This is a genomic window from Marinobacter sp. V34 (assembly GCF_055524115.1).
Genome location: NZ_JBUPZY010000010.1, coordinates 182695 through 198379 on the forward strand (window position 1 = coordinate 182695; position 15685 = coordinate 198379).

At 53.0% G+C, this 15685-nt stretch carries 20 protein-coding genes; 2 read left to right on the forward strand and 18 right to left on the reverse strand.

Annotated elements, in window-relative coordinates; translation table 11 throughout:
- Positions 1-54 precede the first annotated feature (54 nt).
- Positions 55-801, reverse strand: coding sequence for an SDR family oxidoreductase (locus AC0B60_RS16600; RefSeq protein ID WP_465087029.1), 747 nt, complete (start codon positions 799-801; stop codon positions 55-57).
- Positions 802-879: 78 nt separating this feature from the next.
- Positions 880-1941, reverse strand: a complete 1062-nt coding sequence (locus tag AC0B60_RS16605) for a serine hydrolase (protein ID WP_465087030.1) — start codon at positions 1939-1941, stop codon at positions 880-882.
- A gap of 197 nt (positions 1942-2138) precedes the next feature.
- On the opposite strand from AC0B60_RS16605, the gene AC0B60_RS16610 reads away from it, so the two are divergent.
- On the forward strand, positions 2139-3305 hold the full coding sequence (locus AC0B60_RS16610) for a DUF418 domain-containing protein (RefSeq protein ID WP_465087032.1): 1167 nt from the start codon (positions 2139-2141) through the stop codon (positions 3303-3305).
- A gap of 23 nt (positions 3306-3328) precedes the next feature.
- Here AC0B60_RS16610 and AC0B60_RS16615 read toward each other — a convergent pair whose 3' ends face one another.
- The 9 genes from AC0B60_RS16615 to AC0B60_RS16655 form a co-directional block, all read right to left on the reverse strand.
- On the reverse strand, positions 3329-3871 hold the full coding sequence (locus tag AC0B60_RS16615; protein WP_465087034.1) for a DinB family protein: 543 nt from the start codon (positions 3869-3871) through the stop codon (positions 3329-3331).
- Positions 3868-4101 carry a DUF2798 domain-containing protein gene (locus tag AC0B60_RS16620; RefSeq protein WP_465087035.1) on the reverse strand — a complete coding sequence of 78 codons (234 nt, stop codon included), beginning with the start codon at positions 4099-4101 and terminating at the stop codon, positions 3868-3870. Before AC0B60_RS16620 ends, AC0B60_RS16615 begins: the two co-directional genes overlap by 4 nt.
- A 3-nt stretch (positions 4102-4104) precedes the next feature.
- Positions 4105-4401: a hypothetical protein gene (locus tag AC0B60_RS16625; RefSeq protein WP_465087037.1), complete on the reverse strand. Its 297-nt coding sequence runs from the start codon at positions 4399-4401 to the stop codon at positions 4105-4107.
- Positions 4398-4850, reverse strand: coding sequence for a GNAT family N-acetyltransferase (locus AC0B60_RS16630; RefSeq protein WP_465087039.1), 453 nt, complete (start codon positions 4848-4850; stop codon positions 4398-4400). Before AC0B60_RS16630 ends, AC0B60_RS16625 begins: the two co-directional genes overlap by 4 nt.
- 91 nt (positions 4851-4941) lie before the next feature.
- Positions 4942-6045, reverse strand: coding sequence for a DNA glycosylase AlkZ-like family protein (locus tag AC0B60_RS16635; protein ID WP_465087041.1), 1104 nt, complete (start codon positions 6043-6045; stop codon positions 4942-4944).
- Positions 6046-6059: 14 nt separating this feature from the next.
- Positions 6060-6800, reverse strand: a complete 741-nt coding sequence (locus AC0B60_RS16640; protein ID WP_465087042.1) for a substrate-binding periplasmic protein — start codon at positions 6798-6800, stop codon at positions 6060-6062.
- 80 nt (positions 6801-6880) lie between these two features.
- Positions 6881-7234 (reverse strand): TfoX/Sxy family protein, encoded by a 354-nt coding sequence (locus tag AC0B60_RS16645; RefSeq protein WP_465087043.1) that lies wholly within the window; start codon positions 7232-7234, stop codon positions 6881-6883.
- The gene (locus tag AC0B60_RS16650; RefSeq protein ID WP_465087044.1) at positions 7231-7920 is read right to left on the reverse strand and encodes a class I SAM-dependent methyltransferase; all 690 of its coding nucleotides are present in this window, start codon (positions 7918-7920) and stop codon (positions 7231-7233) included. The genes AC0B60_RS16645 and AC0B60_RS16650 overlap by 4 nt, the downstream gene beginning before the upstream one ends.
- Before the next feature lie 91 nt (positions 7921-8011).
- Entirely contained in the window at positions 8012-8641 is a 630-nt protein-coding gene (locus tag AC0B60_RS16655) for a LysE family translocator (RefSeq protein WP_465087045.1), read from the reverse strand.
- Between the two features lie 131 nt (positions 8642-8772).
- On the opposite strand from AC0B60_RS16655, the gene AC0B60_RS16660 reads away from it, so the two are divergent.
- Positions 8773-9282, forward strand: a complete 510-nt coding sequence (locus tag AC0B60_RS16660; protein ID WP_465087046.1) for a hypothetical protein — start codon at positions 8773-8775, stop codon at positions 9280-9282.
- A gap of 204 nt (positions 9283-9486) precedes the next feature.
- Here the strand turns inward: AC0B60_RS16660 and AC0B60_RS16665 are convergent, their stop codons facing one another.
- The 7 genes from AC0B60_RS16665 to AC0B60_RS16695 form a co-directional block, all read right to left on the reverse strand.
- Positions 9487-10335 carry a hypothetical protein gene (locus AC0B60_RS16665; RefSeq protein ID WP_465087047.1) on the reverse strand — a complete coding sequence of 283 codons (849 nt, stop codon included), beginning with the start codon at positions 10333-10335 and terminating at the stop codon, positions 9487-9489.
- A gap of 89 nt (positions 10336-10424) precedes the next feature.
- Complete coding sequence (locus AC0B60_RS16670; RefSeq protein WP_465087049.1) at positions 10425-11117, reverse strand: hypothetical protein; 693 nt, start codon at positions 11115-11117, stop codon at positions 10425-10427.
- 209 nt (positions 11118-11326) lie between these two features.
- Positions 11327-12910 carry an IS1182 family transposase gene (locus tag AC0B60_RS16675; RefSeq protein WP_465087052.1) on the reverse strand — a complete coding sequence of 528 codons (1584 nt, stop codon included), beginning with the start codon at positions 12908-12910 and terminating at the stop codon, positions 11327-11329.
- A 132-nt stretch (positions 12911-13042) separates the two neighbouring features.
- Positions 13043-13960, reverse strand: coding sequence for a hypothetical protein (locus tag AC0B60_RS16680; protein WP_465087055.1), 918 nt, complete (start codon positions 13958-13960; stop codon positions 13043-13045).
- Positions 13961-14083: 123 nt separating this feature from the next.
- On the reverse strand, positions 14084-14530 hold the full coding sequence (locus tag AC0B60_RS16685) for a hypothetical protein (RefSeq protein WP_465087056.1): 447 nt from the start codon (positions 14528-14530) through the stop codon (positions 14084-14086).
- A gap of 124 nt (positions 14531-14654) precedes the next feature.
- Positions 14655-14909: a hypothetical protein gene (locus AC0B60_RS16690; protein ID WP_465087058.1), complete on the reverse strand. Its 255-nt coding sequence runs from the start codon at positions 14907-14909 to the stop codon at positions 14655-14657.
- A gap of 87 nt (positions 14910-14996) precedes the next feature.
- On the reverse strand, positions 14997-15542 hold the full coding sequence (locus AC0B60_RS16695) for a hypothetical protein (RefSeq protein WP_465087060.1): 546 nt from the start codon (positions 15540-15542) through the stop codon (positions 14997-14999).
- Positions 15543-15685 lie beyond the last annotated feature (143 nt).

Here is a 15685-nt window from a genome sequence, read left to right on the forward strand (position 1 = left end):
GATTGTGATATACCCCGCCAAACCCGGTGGGGTATATCGTGTTTCTGCAGCCCGTTACATGGCCCTTGCGAATAGCTCAAAGGGCAGGGCTTTCAACACATAGCTGAGCGGTGTCCAGGGCCACCAGGGCACGTAGGCCCGGCGTTTTTCGGACTCTATGGCTTTCACCAGCGCCTTTACGCCGGTTTCCAGGTCCACCCGGAAGGGTGCATTCTTGGTGTCGCGGTTAATATCCGTAAGAATGTAGCCGGGCAGAATGTTGCTCACGTTGATGGGCTTGCCTTTGGTATCCAGTTGCAAGCCTTCGGCCAGCGAAGCCACGGCGGCCTTGGTGGCGGCGTAAACGTTAATGGGGCCCCGAAAACCGCGAACTCCGCTGACTGACGACATCAGCACCAGGTGGCCGCTGTTCTGTTCCCGGAAAATCTCCATGGCTGCCTCGCTTTGGGCTATCGCGGCAATGAAATTGGTTTCTGCGGTCTGGCGGTTGGCGGCGAAATGCCCCCGCCCAACCGGCTGGGAACTGCCGATGCCCGCGTTGACCACCACACGGTCAAGACTGCCCAGCTCTTCTTTGAACCCCCTGAACACCTCGAACACTTGATCGTAGTCGCACACATCCAGGCCCCGAACCAGCACCCGAATGCTGGGGTAGGCCTGTTGCAACTCCCGCTGCAGTGCTTCCAGTTTATCGGCCCGCCGCGCGCACAGCGCGAGATTACAGCCTTTAGCCGCCCATTCGCGGGCCATGCCTTCACCGAGGCCGGTGCTGGCACCGGTAATCAGAATGTTCTTTCGCATTGCTTGTGCCTTGGATGGTTCAGATCGTTTGTGGTCAGACTAGCATGATTGGGAGATATAGGGATTGGGAGACGCGCCTTAATCTACGGTCCCCGCTAGCCCTGACTCATTCAGCGCCGTGCCGATGGCCTGATAGGCTCGTTCTGCTTCCGACAGTGCTGCGTAATCGCGTGCGCAAGCCGCGACGATAACCGCCTCATCGGGCACCTGTGGATTGAGTAGGCCGATATCACAGGAGCGAGACACCTGGGTGCCGGTTTTGTGGGCAAAATGGGTGCCTGCCGGCAACCCGCCTGCAATACGGTGATCCCCCGTGGTGATCTCGGAAAGATAACCCAGCAATCGATCCGTGTGGGCATCATTCAAAAGTTCGCCCCTGGCCAGTTGCTCCAGTAATGCCCCGAAGGCTTTGAGGCTGCCTGAGTTGATTCCCCGCTGGTAATAGCGTTCAAAAGCTTCGTGCACGCTATTGGCTCCCGCCTCGCTTGCAGTGATGTTGAGCTTTCCCAGCAACATTTCGTACCGCGCCTTGTAGGTATTGGCGGTTTTCAGATCGATGAAATCACGATTGGTCAGCACCGACACGCTGGGGTGCACTTCGCGATAGGCGTCGTAGCGTACCTGAAGAATCGTGGTGATAGGCCCCAGCCCCTCGGGAACCAGCCGTGCCACATCCTCCGCGAAAGATCTCTCGCCAAGATAACGTATCAACATGTCCGTCGCCGTGCTGTCACTGTCGACAATAGACCGCCTGTTGAGCTCTTCCAGGCTGTAACGGGCGCCGGTATCCACCCACAGCAGATCGCCGGTGCCATCCACGTAGTCCGAAGCGCGGAGTGTGAGTTTCTGCTCAAGATCCAGCTCGCCGTTTTCGGCTCGTTGCATCAACACGATCGCCAGCGGGATTTTGATGGTAGAGGCCAGATACCAGTCCTGGTCTAGCTTATGGGAAACCTGCTCACCCGTTCCCAGGTGGCGGACGTAAACGCCCAGATCGCCGGAGAAGGCCTGGTCAATGCGTTCGATTTCCTTTTGCAGAGCCGGGGGCCAACTATCGGCCTGGGCTACAGACCCTGTGCTGATTGCGAAGAGGGCCAACAGGGCCGCACCGGCTTGCGAGCAGATAGATTGCAGATTCATGGGGTCTCCCTGTTTGCACCAAGTAACGAGTGCTCAACCCCCAATGCTGATCGTCGGCTCCGCGGGGTGTCAATGGAGCATCGGTTACAATCCGGTAGTTATCCGGTGATCTTCGGCTATATCCGACGGACATGATATGCGAAGGTTGGGCGTGAGGAAGGAAAGAACCCAACCGCCAGCCCCAGGGAGCATCCGACATGGCGAGCAATGGCGAACGTATTGATAGCCTGGATGCCCTTCGAGGATTTGCCATCTTCGGAATCCTGCTGATCAATATTCAGGTGTTCTCGGGCTGGGGGTTCGTCTCCGCCGAAACCAGGCAAGCATTAACCTGGTCAGAATGGGACGAATCCATCGCCACCTGGCTGGACATCCTGGTGCGGGCCAAGTTCTATAGCCTGTTCTCCCTGCTTTTTGGTTACAGCTTCATGATGCTGGCAGAACGCGTGCAGCACGGCCCCGTTCGCTACCATTCAAGAAGGATGCTGGGGCTGCTGGTTATTGGCACGGCCCATTCTCTGCTCTTTTCCCCCTGGGACATCCTCATGTTGTACGGCGTGATGGGGCTCTTCCTTGGCGCCTTCCTGAACGTTCGCGCCCAAACACTGGCTGTCTGTGGCACTGCGCTGTTGGTATTAACGGCTGTGGGGCTCTGGTTTGCGCCCCAATCAGGTTTGGCGAACCTGGGGAGCGGCCTTTCACTGCAACTACTGCAGGAGAATGTACCAGCCCTGAGCGGGGGGAATTACCTGGAGGTGGTCGAAGCCAATGCGTACCTAAGCGTCAGCGTGTTTCTGGATCGAATTGAACACCTGCGCCCCCTGCGGGTGATGGCGATGTTTCTATTCGGCGCTGCCGCTGCCCGCCTGCATTTGGCGGATCGCCATTCGGGGCATGCCCGGCTCTTGGTTGTGGTCGCACTGGTTGGCCTGGTGGTCGGCACCGCCCTGGCCATGGCAGAGGTCAAGCTGGGCCAGGAGAGCGCGGCCCAGAGGTTTGTAAACTTGCTGGGAAGGGTGGGGGCTCCACCATTGCTTGCCATGGGCTACGGGGCTGTTCTTCTGCTTTGGTGGCGGGGAAGGGGGCGTCTGACCGGGGTGGTCCGCTCGGCCTTTGCTCCAACCGGCCGTATGGCACTTACCAACTACATTCTTCAGTCCGCTGTCTGCATCTGTGTGTTCTATGGAATGTGGGGCGACCGTTTTGCCTCACTCTCCCTCGCGGCGCTGATGGTGTATTCAGCAGGGTTCTTCATCGCCCAGATGATGTTCAGCGCTGTCTGGCTCCGGCTATTCACCCAGGGGCCCCTGGAATGGCTCTGGCGTTGGCAGATGAAACGCAAACGGCCGAGGTTGCTCAGATGAACGGGCGCTCACGACCCGCATAGTTATCCTTGCGGTTCAGCCGGAATCAGTTCCATTAGGTCGGTAACACCTATATCAACACCCACCTGCGACAACAACGTTGAAGCCTGCCCTCGATGATGAGTTTGATGGTTAAAGAAATGAAGAACCAGGTTCGAATACCGTTTGTTGGCAGAAATGCCTCTCATATTGCGGTAGCTGAGAATGAAACCCAGATCCGCTTCGGAGAGCTGGGATATCCAGTCGATAATTTGGCGATCCAGCCAGATTCGGTGTTCCTTTAAACGACCAAGATCATCAAATATGATCTGATCCAAGCTCGTGGGGTCTTCAAGATCAGCGACCGACTGAAACGAGTTCAGGCAGGACGGATGAGTGATAAACCGTTTCAGCCAGACGGTGTCAGCCACAACGATATGATTGAGCGTACCCAGAATGGAGCCAAAAAAGGCCCCACGGTCCTTGGCCAACTCTAGTGTGGAGAGGCGGCCGGCCGCTTCATAAACCTTTGCGTTCATCGACTGATTGTAAGCGGCCAATAATTGGAAGTGTTCCTTTAGACTCATCGGGCTTCTTCCTTCAAAACCAGACTGACCAGCTTATGAACGATTGGTGACACCGCAATGATGGTAGGAAAGGCGACCGCAAACGCAAAAAGCCAGGCATTCAGCCAGATTGAAACGATATTGCTGACCCAACCCACGTTAAAAACACTGATCACCAGCGACATGATGCAGGACATCAACAGTGACATGAAAAACGAAAACACGATTCTGTGATATTTGCGGTCAATCATTTTCTATCTCTTCAATACATTCGTAGAGCCCGGTAAGGATTCCCCAGGGCAGTTCAGACTCTTTATCGTTTTTTCCTTCAGCCAGATCGTATCACCCTGATACGGATGTTCTCTCCAATCTTCTGTCACCTCAATACAAAAGCCGGGCAGGTCAGGAAGGCGCTTGATAAAGGTTTTTGGATAACCTTCGGGCTTTTCACCAACGATGGCGGAATCCGAGTTCTTCAGAGTGACGGCTGGTTGCTGCGACGCGCAACCAATAAGGCCGATGCCCAAAAGTATGGTGAGAGCGCATTTCATAGCGTGGCCCCATCCAGGTCTTTCACATAAACATGAGTCGTCTTTGTATGCTCGAAACCGATAGACGGGTAAAACCCATGGGACTCTGAACGACTCACATTGGATCGTACCACAACCCGTGAGAGCCCTTTGGCGCGGGACCAGCCTTCAACAGCCTCAACGAGCAATCGCCCAACACCCGCCCGTCGTACATTGGCGCTCACGACCAACCCGGTGATCTCAGAAGTAAACAGCTCACGGATAGAAATACGCCTCTCGGCGACGGCCCACCCAACCACTGCTGCATTGGAAATAGCGACAAGTATCTGATGGTTTGGGGATGCGAGTAGCGCCTCTAGCCATGCAGTGGTCTGAGACTCGTTGGCGGAATAACCCCATTCGAGGACAAGGCTATGTATACCAGACAGGTGTTCAACTGCTCCTTGCTGGATCGAGATATCCCTATTCATTCGAAAGACCCTCTGCCAGAGTGGCATGTAGTAAGACATCTTAATCTTAGCGCCATTCTTCAGCTCTCATTTCGCGCCCGCACACCGAACGTCACAGCGAAAGAAAGCGCTCGAGGCGTACCCGCTCGTCCTGCAACGCTGGCTTGAACGCGGCGTCGCCTGGGGCATGTCCGCGCACATACCCTGGCTCCAGCTCCAATTGCCCATCACGTACGGCGGCATTAGCCCAGCCGATGACATGACCGCGCCACAGCATAGGTAATGCATAGTAGCCACGCACCCGCTTTGGTGCCGGAGTGTAGGCCTCAAAACGGTAGGCCCAGCCCCAGAAGCGCTCAAAGCGATCGCGGTCCCAAACTAAAGGGTCGAAGGGCGCCAGTAGGCGCAGATCGTCATCCAGCACATTGTCACCCGCAAAGCGGCGGCTGCCAGGATTCTCGCCGATGGGCCAAAACCAGCGACAGCCATCCACTGTAGCCTGGGGCAGCCGAGCTTTTGCTCGCGCGAGTGCTTCACGACGACGCTCACGCCACTGCGGGACCGCTGAAGAACTCACGCCCGTTACCAAGCGGCTGAGCGTTGACGCAGGCAGCGGGGCATATTTTGCGACCGCGACGTCGACCAATGCGTCCAGTGTGGTATCCGGGTCCACCGAGTCGCGGTCATCAGCGAGCGGCGGCGCATACAGGCGTACCCCAGCTTCGCGCTTCGCCACACGGAGCAGCCCGCGATAATGCATGCCATCCAAGAGCTGCGTACTGGCACGGCTATTACCGCCGAACCAATTCTTGGTGGTGCCATGCTCGAAGGCTGAGTCCACCTCGCGCGGGTGAACGACACCACGGCTTTGCACAAATTCCAGCACGGCCTGCGCCTGTTCCCAGCGTGAGCGTGGCCATTCGGTGCGCGCCGCGCGTGGGTGCATAAGGCGCTGCGTGGTACGTGGCAGAACCCCGTAGTTAACAAAGAAATCCTCCTCGACAGCCAGGCGCGGGTAGCGAGCCTCCAGGTCACCCGCCTGGTAGTCGATAACACGATGGCGCAGCGTCAAATCCTGTGCTCGTGCCGGCGCTCGTATTGGGTCGAGCTGGACAAAGCCCAGTCTATTAATCGCACGTGACAAAGTGGTCGGCTTGAAGAGACTGCGCGAGATGGCGTAACGGCGTAAATGATCCATGGTGAGGGCAGTTGTCATAGTAATCAGCTGCCTTACTTATCCGGCTGAATCGAGATGTGCCAGTCCGGCGGCGGCAGTTTCAGTAGCATGGCTTCCACATCAACCGTGTGGGTAGCGAAAAAAGCTTCCGCCGCTTCAATCAGAGCCGCCTCGGTTTTGAGGATGCCAAGATAGACCGGCCATTCGGCGTCGATCAGTTCCGTGCTGTAACGATCCGGATCGACCTTCACCAACTTTGCCAGAAACCGGAACTCCATTTCGTTCATGACGGCGTAATCGCAGCGTTCGTTCAGAAACATACCCAGCATCTGTTGGGCATTGTAAGAATCATGGCGGGCCAGGTCGGTACCAATCCGCCGCTCAAGTCGATCGCTGTAGACAAACCATTTTCGCAGACAGATGCTGCCGTCAAGATCATCGAAGGAGGCCGGTTGTTGGCCCGGTTGCGCGAACACACGATCACGCCAGGTTAACACCGGTCCGACGGCGTGCATCCGACCCGGCAGCGGCATCCATAACGGGTTGGCAAAAACCGCGTTTGCTCGTCCTTTTTTCAGGGCCCAGGCCTGGCGTTTGCGTGGCATCGGGCGGAAACCGGCGGCAATACCGGCCTCCAGAGTGAACTCATTGATCACCTCGACCAGAATGCCTTTGTTAAGGTTGTCACCGTAATAAAACGGCAGAAAACCCTCGTCCGACCCCATAATCTCGAGCGTTTGGGACGAAACTGGAAGGCACCAGAATGCTACGAAGATCAGCAAGCCTATTCTCATGAAAATTCCTCTTATGCTCCGATCATAGGCTAGGAGCGCCTACTGTACCGGGGTAAGTCCATGGCCAATTACGTAGGCTGTCATTTCTTGTTTGCCTTGGTTCTTGCTGCTGGTTTCCTGGCCCGGAGCGCCGCATTGAACGCCAGGGCCGCCCATTCCTTTGCCTCTTCAGAATCCTCGAAAATACTCTCCGGTGCCATGTAGTAAGACATCTTAATCTTAGCGCCATTTTTCTCGTATTCGAACGGATCCAAATCAAGCTCTTTAAACCGACCCATCGATTCCCCATCGACCTTCAAATACAGTACATCGTCTGCGACAAGGCCAAACATCAAGCCATCGTGGTACACACCATAGCCACCGAACATACGCCGAACGGAAACCGGGCCAAACTGGCAAAATACATCGTTGAGGTTCTCGACGAATTCGCTCATACAGTCCCATGCGTTGCCATGTTGACGCCGGTGAAAAGGACCGACGCAGGTTGATGGGTCTTGGGGTGAATGGGCTCGCGCATCTCCAGCAACCGAAACCCGTTTCCCGAGAACAGGGCGACCCAGCTCTCGAGCGTTCTGAAGTACCAAGGGGCCGGGTCAACAAACTCTGAGCCAAAACCCGCCCAGCAACCGTCCCTCCAACCATCGATATAGGGTAGGTCTCCCGCAAGTAAAGGGTGGGGTGTTTGCACGATAAAAGCCCCGCCCGGTTTCAGGCGAGCTGGTACAGCTTCGAACAACGCCTCGACCGATTCCTTTCCGAGGAGAGAAAAATTACAGACCACAACATTGAATAAACCCTCAACTGCACCAGCGGCGATACCTTCATAGGATGCGACCAGAAAATGCCCACCGCCGGTATTTTGGGCCTGTTCAATAAGATCAGGCACTACATCGACCCCGACTAGATGGGGTACCTGAGCAGCAAGCTCACGTATAAGCCATCCTTCGCCGCAACCTATATCCAGGACCGATGCAGGAGAACGACTCAACACAGCCTCGACAATCGCCTTATCCGTTACCAGCTTGCGGCTCTCGATGTGGCCACCTCGTACGGCCGAAGACCACTGAGAGGCATTCTTCTGCCACGAGTCGACAATCTTTTCATCACTGTACAGGTCCATAAAGCAATCCGTTTAAAGTTCGAACGCCTTGGCTTCACGGCGCACCGGAGCGCCAGCGTAGGTCCGTTCGACAGCAGCCATTTGTTGGCTTTTATGCCGCTGGACGCTTGGCCAGCAACGCCCATACGCCTGCTGATGAAAGTAGCGCACCACCTGCGAAATTAAACCTACGCTGCGCTTTGGGCGAGACAAGCAGCCGACGTGCCGAGGATGCGAAAACTGTGTAAAGCGTGGCATTGATGGTCGCCAAGGCGACAAAGGTGACTGCAAGCAACCACATTTGGAACACCCCGTTTCCACCCGGCGTGATGAATTGCAGTAAAAAAGCCATGAAGAAAACGATGCCCTTGGGGTTGAGCGCCGTTACTAAATACGTGTTGGTGAACAACTTCAAATGGGATGAGTCAGGCGCCGGCTCCGCCATTTCAGTGGGAGAGAAGCCTGCCCGAAACAACTTGATACCCAGGTAAAGCAGGTATAAACCACCCGCTATTTTTACAACGGTGAACCAAAACGCAGATACCGCAAGCAACGCCCCCAAGCCCACAAGTGAAGCAAACAGTGCGGTAGAGTCACCGAGCGCGACCGCAGCCACCAGAGGAATATTGGCACGGCGACCATGAGCAACAGAATAACTGATGACGGCCAGAATCGTCGGGCCAGGAATAACCAGTAGAACCGCTGACGCGACGACAAAGGTAAACCAGGATTCAATTGTCATAAGATCGCCTACTGAAAGCTAGGGCCTGCATCATGCTCGGCTTCGGAATAGGAACCGTCTGTCGGATTCAATGGATATTTCAATATCGCTTCTCTTTCGCTAGGCTATCACCAATTCACATGGAGGCGAACATGAAAGGATTCCGCGCGTTAGCCTATGCGTTGTTAGTTTCTCTCCCCAGCCTGGGCTATTCCGGCACGTTGGTAGTCTCGCAAGATCTGGCCTTGGAATATCCAGAGCCTGAACTGATCTCTCATTCGAGCAACATGCTCATCCTGAAATACGATGATTGGGTGCTGTCTCACCAGGTTGTCGATGGGGAATCCATGTATTCGCAGGTGGACCTTACCGGCGTTACTGGCGAGTTTATTCAGTCCATATTCATTCCTGAAAAGCGTTCTGTACTGCCGAACTGGCTGCGCCTGCTTGCGGAAGAGCAGGGCAGGGAGTTTGGTTTGCCGGAAGGGGAAGTGACCAGCCAGAAGGTTGGTGAATTCGGGTTGCTCGGTACCTACAGCAAACAGCACAGGTCAGGGTATCTGTATGTGTTTGATAGGGCAGCCATTCATCACATTGTGATTCAGGGGACTGAAGAGCGGTATAAAGAGGTGATCAACAACATCAGGAAGCTTACGAGCTAATCTCGGAATCAGGCGAATGCGACGAAGCGATGAAGTTTGTTCCAGAACCACTAGGCCCCGGAAAAAATGCTCTGAAATGGTTGTCGAATCATAGGCTAGGAACGCCTACTGTACCGGGGTAAGTCCACGGAGTTATCGATGCGTGTCTACTGAAGTGGGGGAAGTGCAGAACGAGTTTGAGCGCCTTGTTATCCAACGCCATCATCAGATCCTCGGCGGTTCTCCGGCGAGACTGGAAGGACGAACTAGTTCTGCGCTAAGTCCGTGTTTCGTACAAGCATCTAGAACAACGGTCATCATTTCCTGCTTGGCAAGCGGCGACACGTAAATCGCCTCTATTACGTTATGCAAGTTGGCCGGAACCTCAATGCCTTGGGGATACATTGTCTTGGCAGTCGCCGAATGAGAGTCTCCATCATGATTCCCGTTCATGCGTTCTTGGTTCAGAACCTCCATTTCCCGAGCACTATCGGCCAACGCAAAAATACGGACCTCCTTTTCGTACTCAAACGCAATCCGTTTGCAAAGCAAAGAGGACCAGACGTAGGCGTTAGGTACTACTGCTGCATCGTAGTCGAGGTATCTGATCCTTCCAATATCTAAGTTCTGCACCACCTGTGGCCGACCCGTTTCATCAAACTTTACATCGCCTTGGCCAGAACTGATTGCATCATCATTAAGGCAAGGGAGCGCAGATCGCAGTCGTCTGTAGCTACTACGTATAGCGACCGCACCCGCGTCACCGTAGATCTTCCATAAGGCCATGGATTCATGCGGAGCCTCGTGCCAGCAACTCACGTAACATTGGTATATTCGAGACTCGAAGTGCTGCTGAAGCATGGTTCTAGCCATCAGTGGAAGGTTAGATGTCCCCATCGCATTTATCGTACCTAAAGATAGCGAGCCCTCGAATCTGTCCTCGAACAGGTCCGCCCGACGTAGGTAGAGCGATTTGTTCAACAGCAACAGCATGAACTTGGTTAGATCCATGTAACGCCATAGGACAAAGTCCTCAGTGCGATCGATTCCCAAGTGGTTATCGCGATTCGTCATAGTAGGTGATCATAGTTAGATAACGCACGGCTCACGCGCCGGTTTGGGGCCGCGAAGCGGCGGAAAACCGGTCGCTGTGCAGCCGATTGTTAGGAATTTTCAAGCTCCAAAGCCAGATCGCCAGCGAATCTTGATAGATTCTTATGGCATGCTTCTAGAAAAGGAACCACTTCGATTTGCTTACCGTGAAATTGTATTTTGTTATTTTCTGTGATCATTGTTTGACCTGAAACTGGCCCGACCTTAGTAGTTCCATCAGGATCTATGAAAACGTCATCTTGAAGCACACCATTAACTCGGTTACCTCTCATTGTCACTTGTGACCCTTCGCCTACCTCAACAAGCGGCATACCTCCTTGATGAATAGTCCTGCTCTTTTTGTTATCGGTTTTACTTAAGCTGTTATGTTTTGCATCGTTTGTTAAACCACATAGATCAACCAGCCAAGGATCACCACTTCTAAATGGCTGCATAGCTTGCACCAAAGAATGGATTGATGGCATATGGTCCGATAAATTAGGGAGATTTCGTTTCACGCTATTCTTGAAGTGGTTTTCCCTTTGCCCATATGGAAAATACACCTTTTCTGGAATTTTATTATTGGTAAGCGATTTCAATTTATTTTGCATATCTTGAGCTGCATAGTCGAGTACGCTCCGTAAGTTCTCCAGTGTGTTTTTCAACGCCACTTTATTTATGATGCCATTTTTCGCCTGCGCTGAAATAGTGGATATTTCCTTCTGAGCATGCTCCAGTAATTCCTGTATATCTCGATTATGCATCCGCACTCCCTATTGATGCCTAACGAGGCTGTAGAAAAACCCGATTTCGAGCTGTTCCCACCGCCTGATTCCTGTAAATTTTGTCGCGGCCACCAACTGGCCGATTAGCACGATTCCGGTGTTCAGCCATCAGTTTCGGCCCTTTGACGATATCAGTGCCGATATTGCTGGCGTCCAGCGACCACATTTCCCACCTTTTGCTCCCCGCATCACGCCGCTAACTGCCCGTAATTCGCCAGCTTCTCAATATTGTGCACCAGGCAGTATAGCTGCCATTGGCCCTGCACCTTCTTCCGGCCTCGCAAACTGAAGCGGTTCAGCCGTTTGTTGGTGCCAATGTTGCCAAACACCGGTTCCACAACCGACATGTGGTGACTGTATATCTCTTTGCCCTTTTGACTGTCGACCCGCTGCTTCATCCAGTCGGTGTGGTTGGGCCCACGATTCCGCTCTAATGCAAAAGTCACCTGCCTACCACTGCCTTTACGGTGATCAGCCGAGGCCGGGTTTTGCATGCATTGGTGTTTCTTGGGACAGTGTCGGCACTGAAGCAGGCGGCCCTTGAAGTGTGCTCGGGATACACCATTCCCATCCGTACGAGTCGCCTCATAATGAAGCTCTTTACCTGCCGGACAGGTACAAGTGAGATTGACCGGATCAAACTGGAACTCACTGGCCGGAATGATGTCTTTCCAGCCCGTGTCTGGTTGGTTCTGATGCCGCTTGCCGTATTTATCTTTCTGGTGGCTGAACTTGGGGTCTCGGCTGCGGAACTTGTTGTCCGGCACGTAGCCGTTAATCTGCCGTTCGTGCAGATATTGCATGTTCGCTTCGTTGGCGAAGCCGGTGTCAGCGGTGATGACGGTGCCTTGCTGATAAATGCTTTCGGCGATACCCAGTTTCTTGAATCGGGTCTCTATCGTTTCCAGCACCGGTTGCAGGGTGTGGTGTTCCTGGCCTTCGCCAAAGGCCTGGGCGTCGATGATGATCTGGTGTTTCTTGTCCACCGTGGCCACGCCGTTGTAGCCCTGGATCGTGCCCTTGCTGGTGGTCATCTTGGCGCTTTCGTTATCGGTGATGTTGCTCTTCACTTCCTTGTTCCGTTTCCCCCGGCCCATCCGTGGGCGGTTCGTCTTTAGGAAGCGGTTCACTTTGTTCAGGGATTCGTCCAGGGAGAGGACGGTCTTGGCTCGGCGAATGTCCCGGTCCAGTTCGGCTTCCGTTTCCGCCTCGTCCCGTTCATGGTGCTCTTTTAGGTGATGGCGGATCAGTCGTCGCAGCTTCTTCCGTATCTCTTCCAGCTCTTTAAAGGTGCCGGACCATTCCTTGGCGGCATTGGAGGGCATCTTGCAGCCGTCGATGGCAAAGAGTTCGTTCCCCAGTAATCCCTGTTCGTGGCACACCAGCAGCACCTGCTCGAACAGCTCTTCGATCTCATCGGCATGCCCACTGACGAATTTAGCCAGGGTGGTGAAGTGGGGAACGGTATCGCAGGACAGCGCCTTGAAGGTGATGTTGGTCTCGCAGCACCACTGCATCTCGCGGCTGGTCTTGATGCCCTTGGAGTAGGCGAACAGGATGATCTTCAGCAGGATGGCCGGATCGTAGGCCAAACGCCCGGTGTCTTCGTTGCGGTACTTGGGGTGAAAAATCGACAGGTCCAGCTTGTGCTCGATCAGGTAGTGCACCGCGTGTTCAAAGGTGCCGGGCTGGAGCTGGTCCTGGTAGTTGATCACGACCATGGCGTTCTGGTCGGGGTTGTAGGGCTTGAAACGGGGCTTGGCTTTGGGCATCTGACGACTCCTTGTCCGTTTGTCTGATCCTAACAAAACCGGGGCGGGATTCGGAGTTTTTCTACAGCCTCAACGCTTGGCTTTGCGGCGTGCCGAAGCGCCAGCGCAGGTGCGTCCGGCAACAGCCACTTGTTATCCTTGCCCGTGGCCTCGGCCAATAATAGCCACAATAAAATCCTCTAGCTTTTGTTTGAAGTCTTCATTTGATTCCCAAACTATGTGGCAATATTGGCGAGTATCAAAATGAACATTTGTAAGATCATCTTGTCTGACAGACCAGATAACCGGAATGCCTATCCCCATCGCATAACCGGCCTCAAAATACACACCGGCCTTTTGTTCAGTGACGTCTGCAACAACAAATCTGGACTCCTTGATGTCTGCCATGATCTTGACATCAATGCGTTCGTTGTGTGGAGTTTGATCAATTCGATGGGGCTCAAACCCTGAACTCTCAATCGCTGGCTGAATGGCCTCGGCCCATACATCATCAAAAGCCGGGGAAAACGACATAGCGACAAAACACCGCGAGGACTGAGAGTTCCTGCTTTTTTCTTCCGATAGAAAATTCCAGCCATCCGGAGTAATTATCAGTTTTCTGAAGGATGTTCGTGATTCACCCTTGTTGTTTAAAAGTTTCCGCTCGATCAATGAATCTATGTGATATTTCAATTCTTGTTCAGAAATTGAAAAGTTCAGTACATGATCGGTTGTAGCTAATATTTCAACGGAAGAACCTGGAAACTTGCTCCTCCGCTCAATCGCCTTCAGCAGAAGAAGCTGTTTTTCTGAAACAGAGTATTCAGGAATCGTTTTGACAATATTTTCGATATTTCGACTATGGAGGTCCGGTGGAACACTATCCATTTCTTTCTGAGATCGAAGCCAAGCCGAAAATAGCATCGGCTCCGTCAAAACCTCGAGTTTTCTCAGTGCTGTGCGAGTGACTTTGAAATCTCCACACCTACGGCATCGCACGAATAACTGTTCACCGTGATCCTCCACCTCAATCCCAGTCTGGGCGATTTTACATACTGGACAATCGCTCACGGTCTTCTCCTTGATGGATAACGCTTTTGTTTAGCGGCGCCCTGATAGGGGCGTCCGGTGGAGGCCAACGGCCGGAACGTACTACAACAATTTGTTAAATCTTCTTAGTCAAAGGCAGAACCTTTACGGCTCACTGTTGTATGCCTTTTTACTTCCGTGCAATGCAATGATGCTTCCCACTGCCACGGCGACACTCATCAGAACAACACTCACTGCCTCGAACCGCGAGTGTTCTGGTCTAGCAATAGCGACATAGCAGGCAAGCAGAGCGAACAAGAACAAGAGACTAGTCATAGCCAAACTTGCTTTGAATTGTGCGGATGGTGCAATGATGGCTGCCGACCAAGAGTAAGCGAATCCTACAAAACCCGCTGTAACTAAGGGCATGAAATACAGAAAAATCCAACCATCTTCCGAATAACCTCCGGTCATTTTCATGCCAAACCACTGCACAAGATGAAACGCTGCGCCACCAGCTAGACCAGCTAGACCAGCGATCGGCGGCACGACCGGAACGAAAAGCCACCGCCACCACTGATAGTTATCCTTCTGGTTCTCGATCTCAGACATACAGTCAACTTTGATTTAACGCCTGCATAAACGGCGGATTTTACGCAGCGAAGCGGAGAAAAAGCCGTCCGGTGGAGGCCCATAGGGCCGTAACGAATTTAATGCACTGGTTATGTGATTACAGCTACCCGGCTTTTGGAAATACACCATCAAAATCGCAATTTTTGCACCGGTATAGGTCTGAATCATTAGCGTGCGCCTCGACTTCTAATTTGAAAGCGTGTTCTTCCCTTACCCAGCATTCAGGGCAGTTGATACCAGAAAAAGTCTTTACTCTGGCGTATGCAACACGGGAAGCGTCGGTGTCAGGATTGGCGTTTTGCACATTATTGGCACACATGAGTGCATGCTGTCTGAGTTCATCAATCAGTTCTGACATAGACCCACTCCCTACACATAGCGCCGGGCTTTGCAGCGGTTCTGAAGGAGCGAAGCGACGAAAGAACCATCCGACAACAACCCCTTGTTATGCATTTTTAGCGCACACTTGCTCAATATGTATCGTGAACAAATCGAGAGGCGACTTGAATATAGGATTAAAGCTGAATCTCTTATGTTCACCTTGCCCTGTTTTATATAGCTCAAGGCTTTCTTCATAATACTGGCAAGTTATATCAGTGCGACCCTTACCTCTATAGCTTTGGCCTATTTCAAATGCCGCCTTAGAGGCTTGAATATTTTCCCCAATTGACTCGTACCCGGATTTCGCGAGCTTTAACCTTCCGATTGCCTTGTCTAGGTATTTTTCTGCGGGAGCGTTTTCCCAACCTGATTTCGATTTGTAAAATATGCCTAAGAAAAAATTAGCCTCTGACTGCCCGAACTTATCTTTTTGTTCTACAAAAGTTTGTAATGCTTCTTTGGCAATACGCTCTGAGGGAAGAGGCCGTCCTGCTTGGTAGAGTTCAGCAGCTTGAGCCAATTTTTTATATGGATCACTAGAGTTGGGGACCAAAAATGCCGAGCAGCCAGTCAAAACTAAGGCTGCAAAAATGATGATAATTCGATTCACGTAAATTCCTTGTATGCATAACGAGGCTGTAGAAAAACCCGATTTCGAGCTGTTCCCACCGCCTGATTCCTGTAAATTTTGTCGCGGCCACCAACTGGCCGATTAGCACGATTCCGGTGTTCAGCCATCAGTTTCGGCCCTTT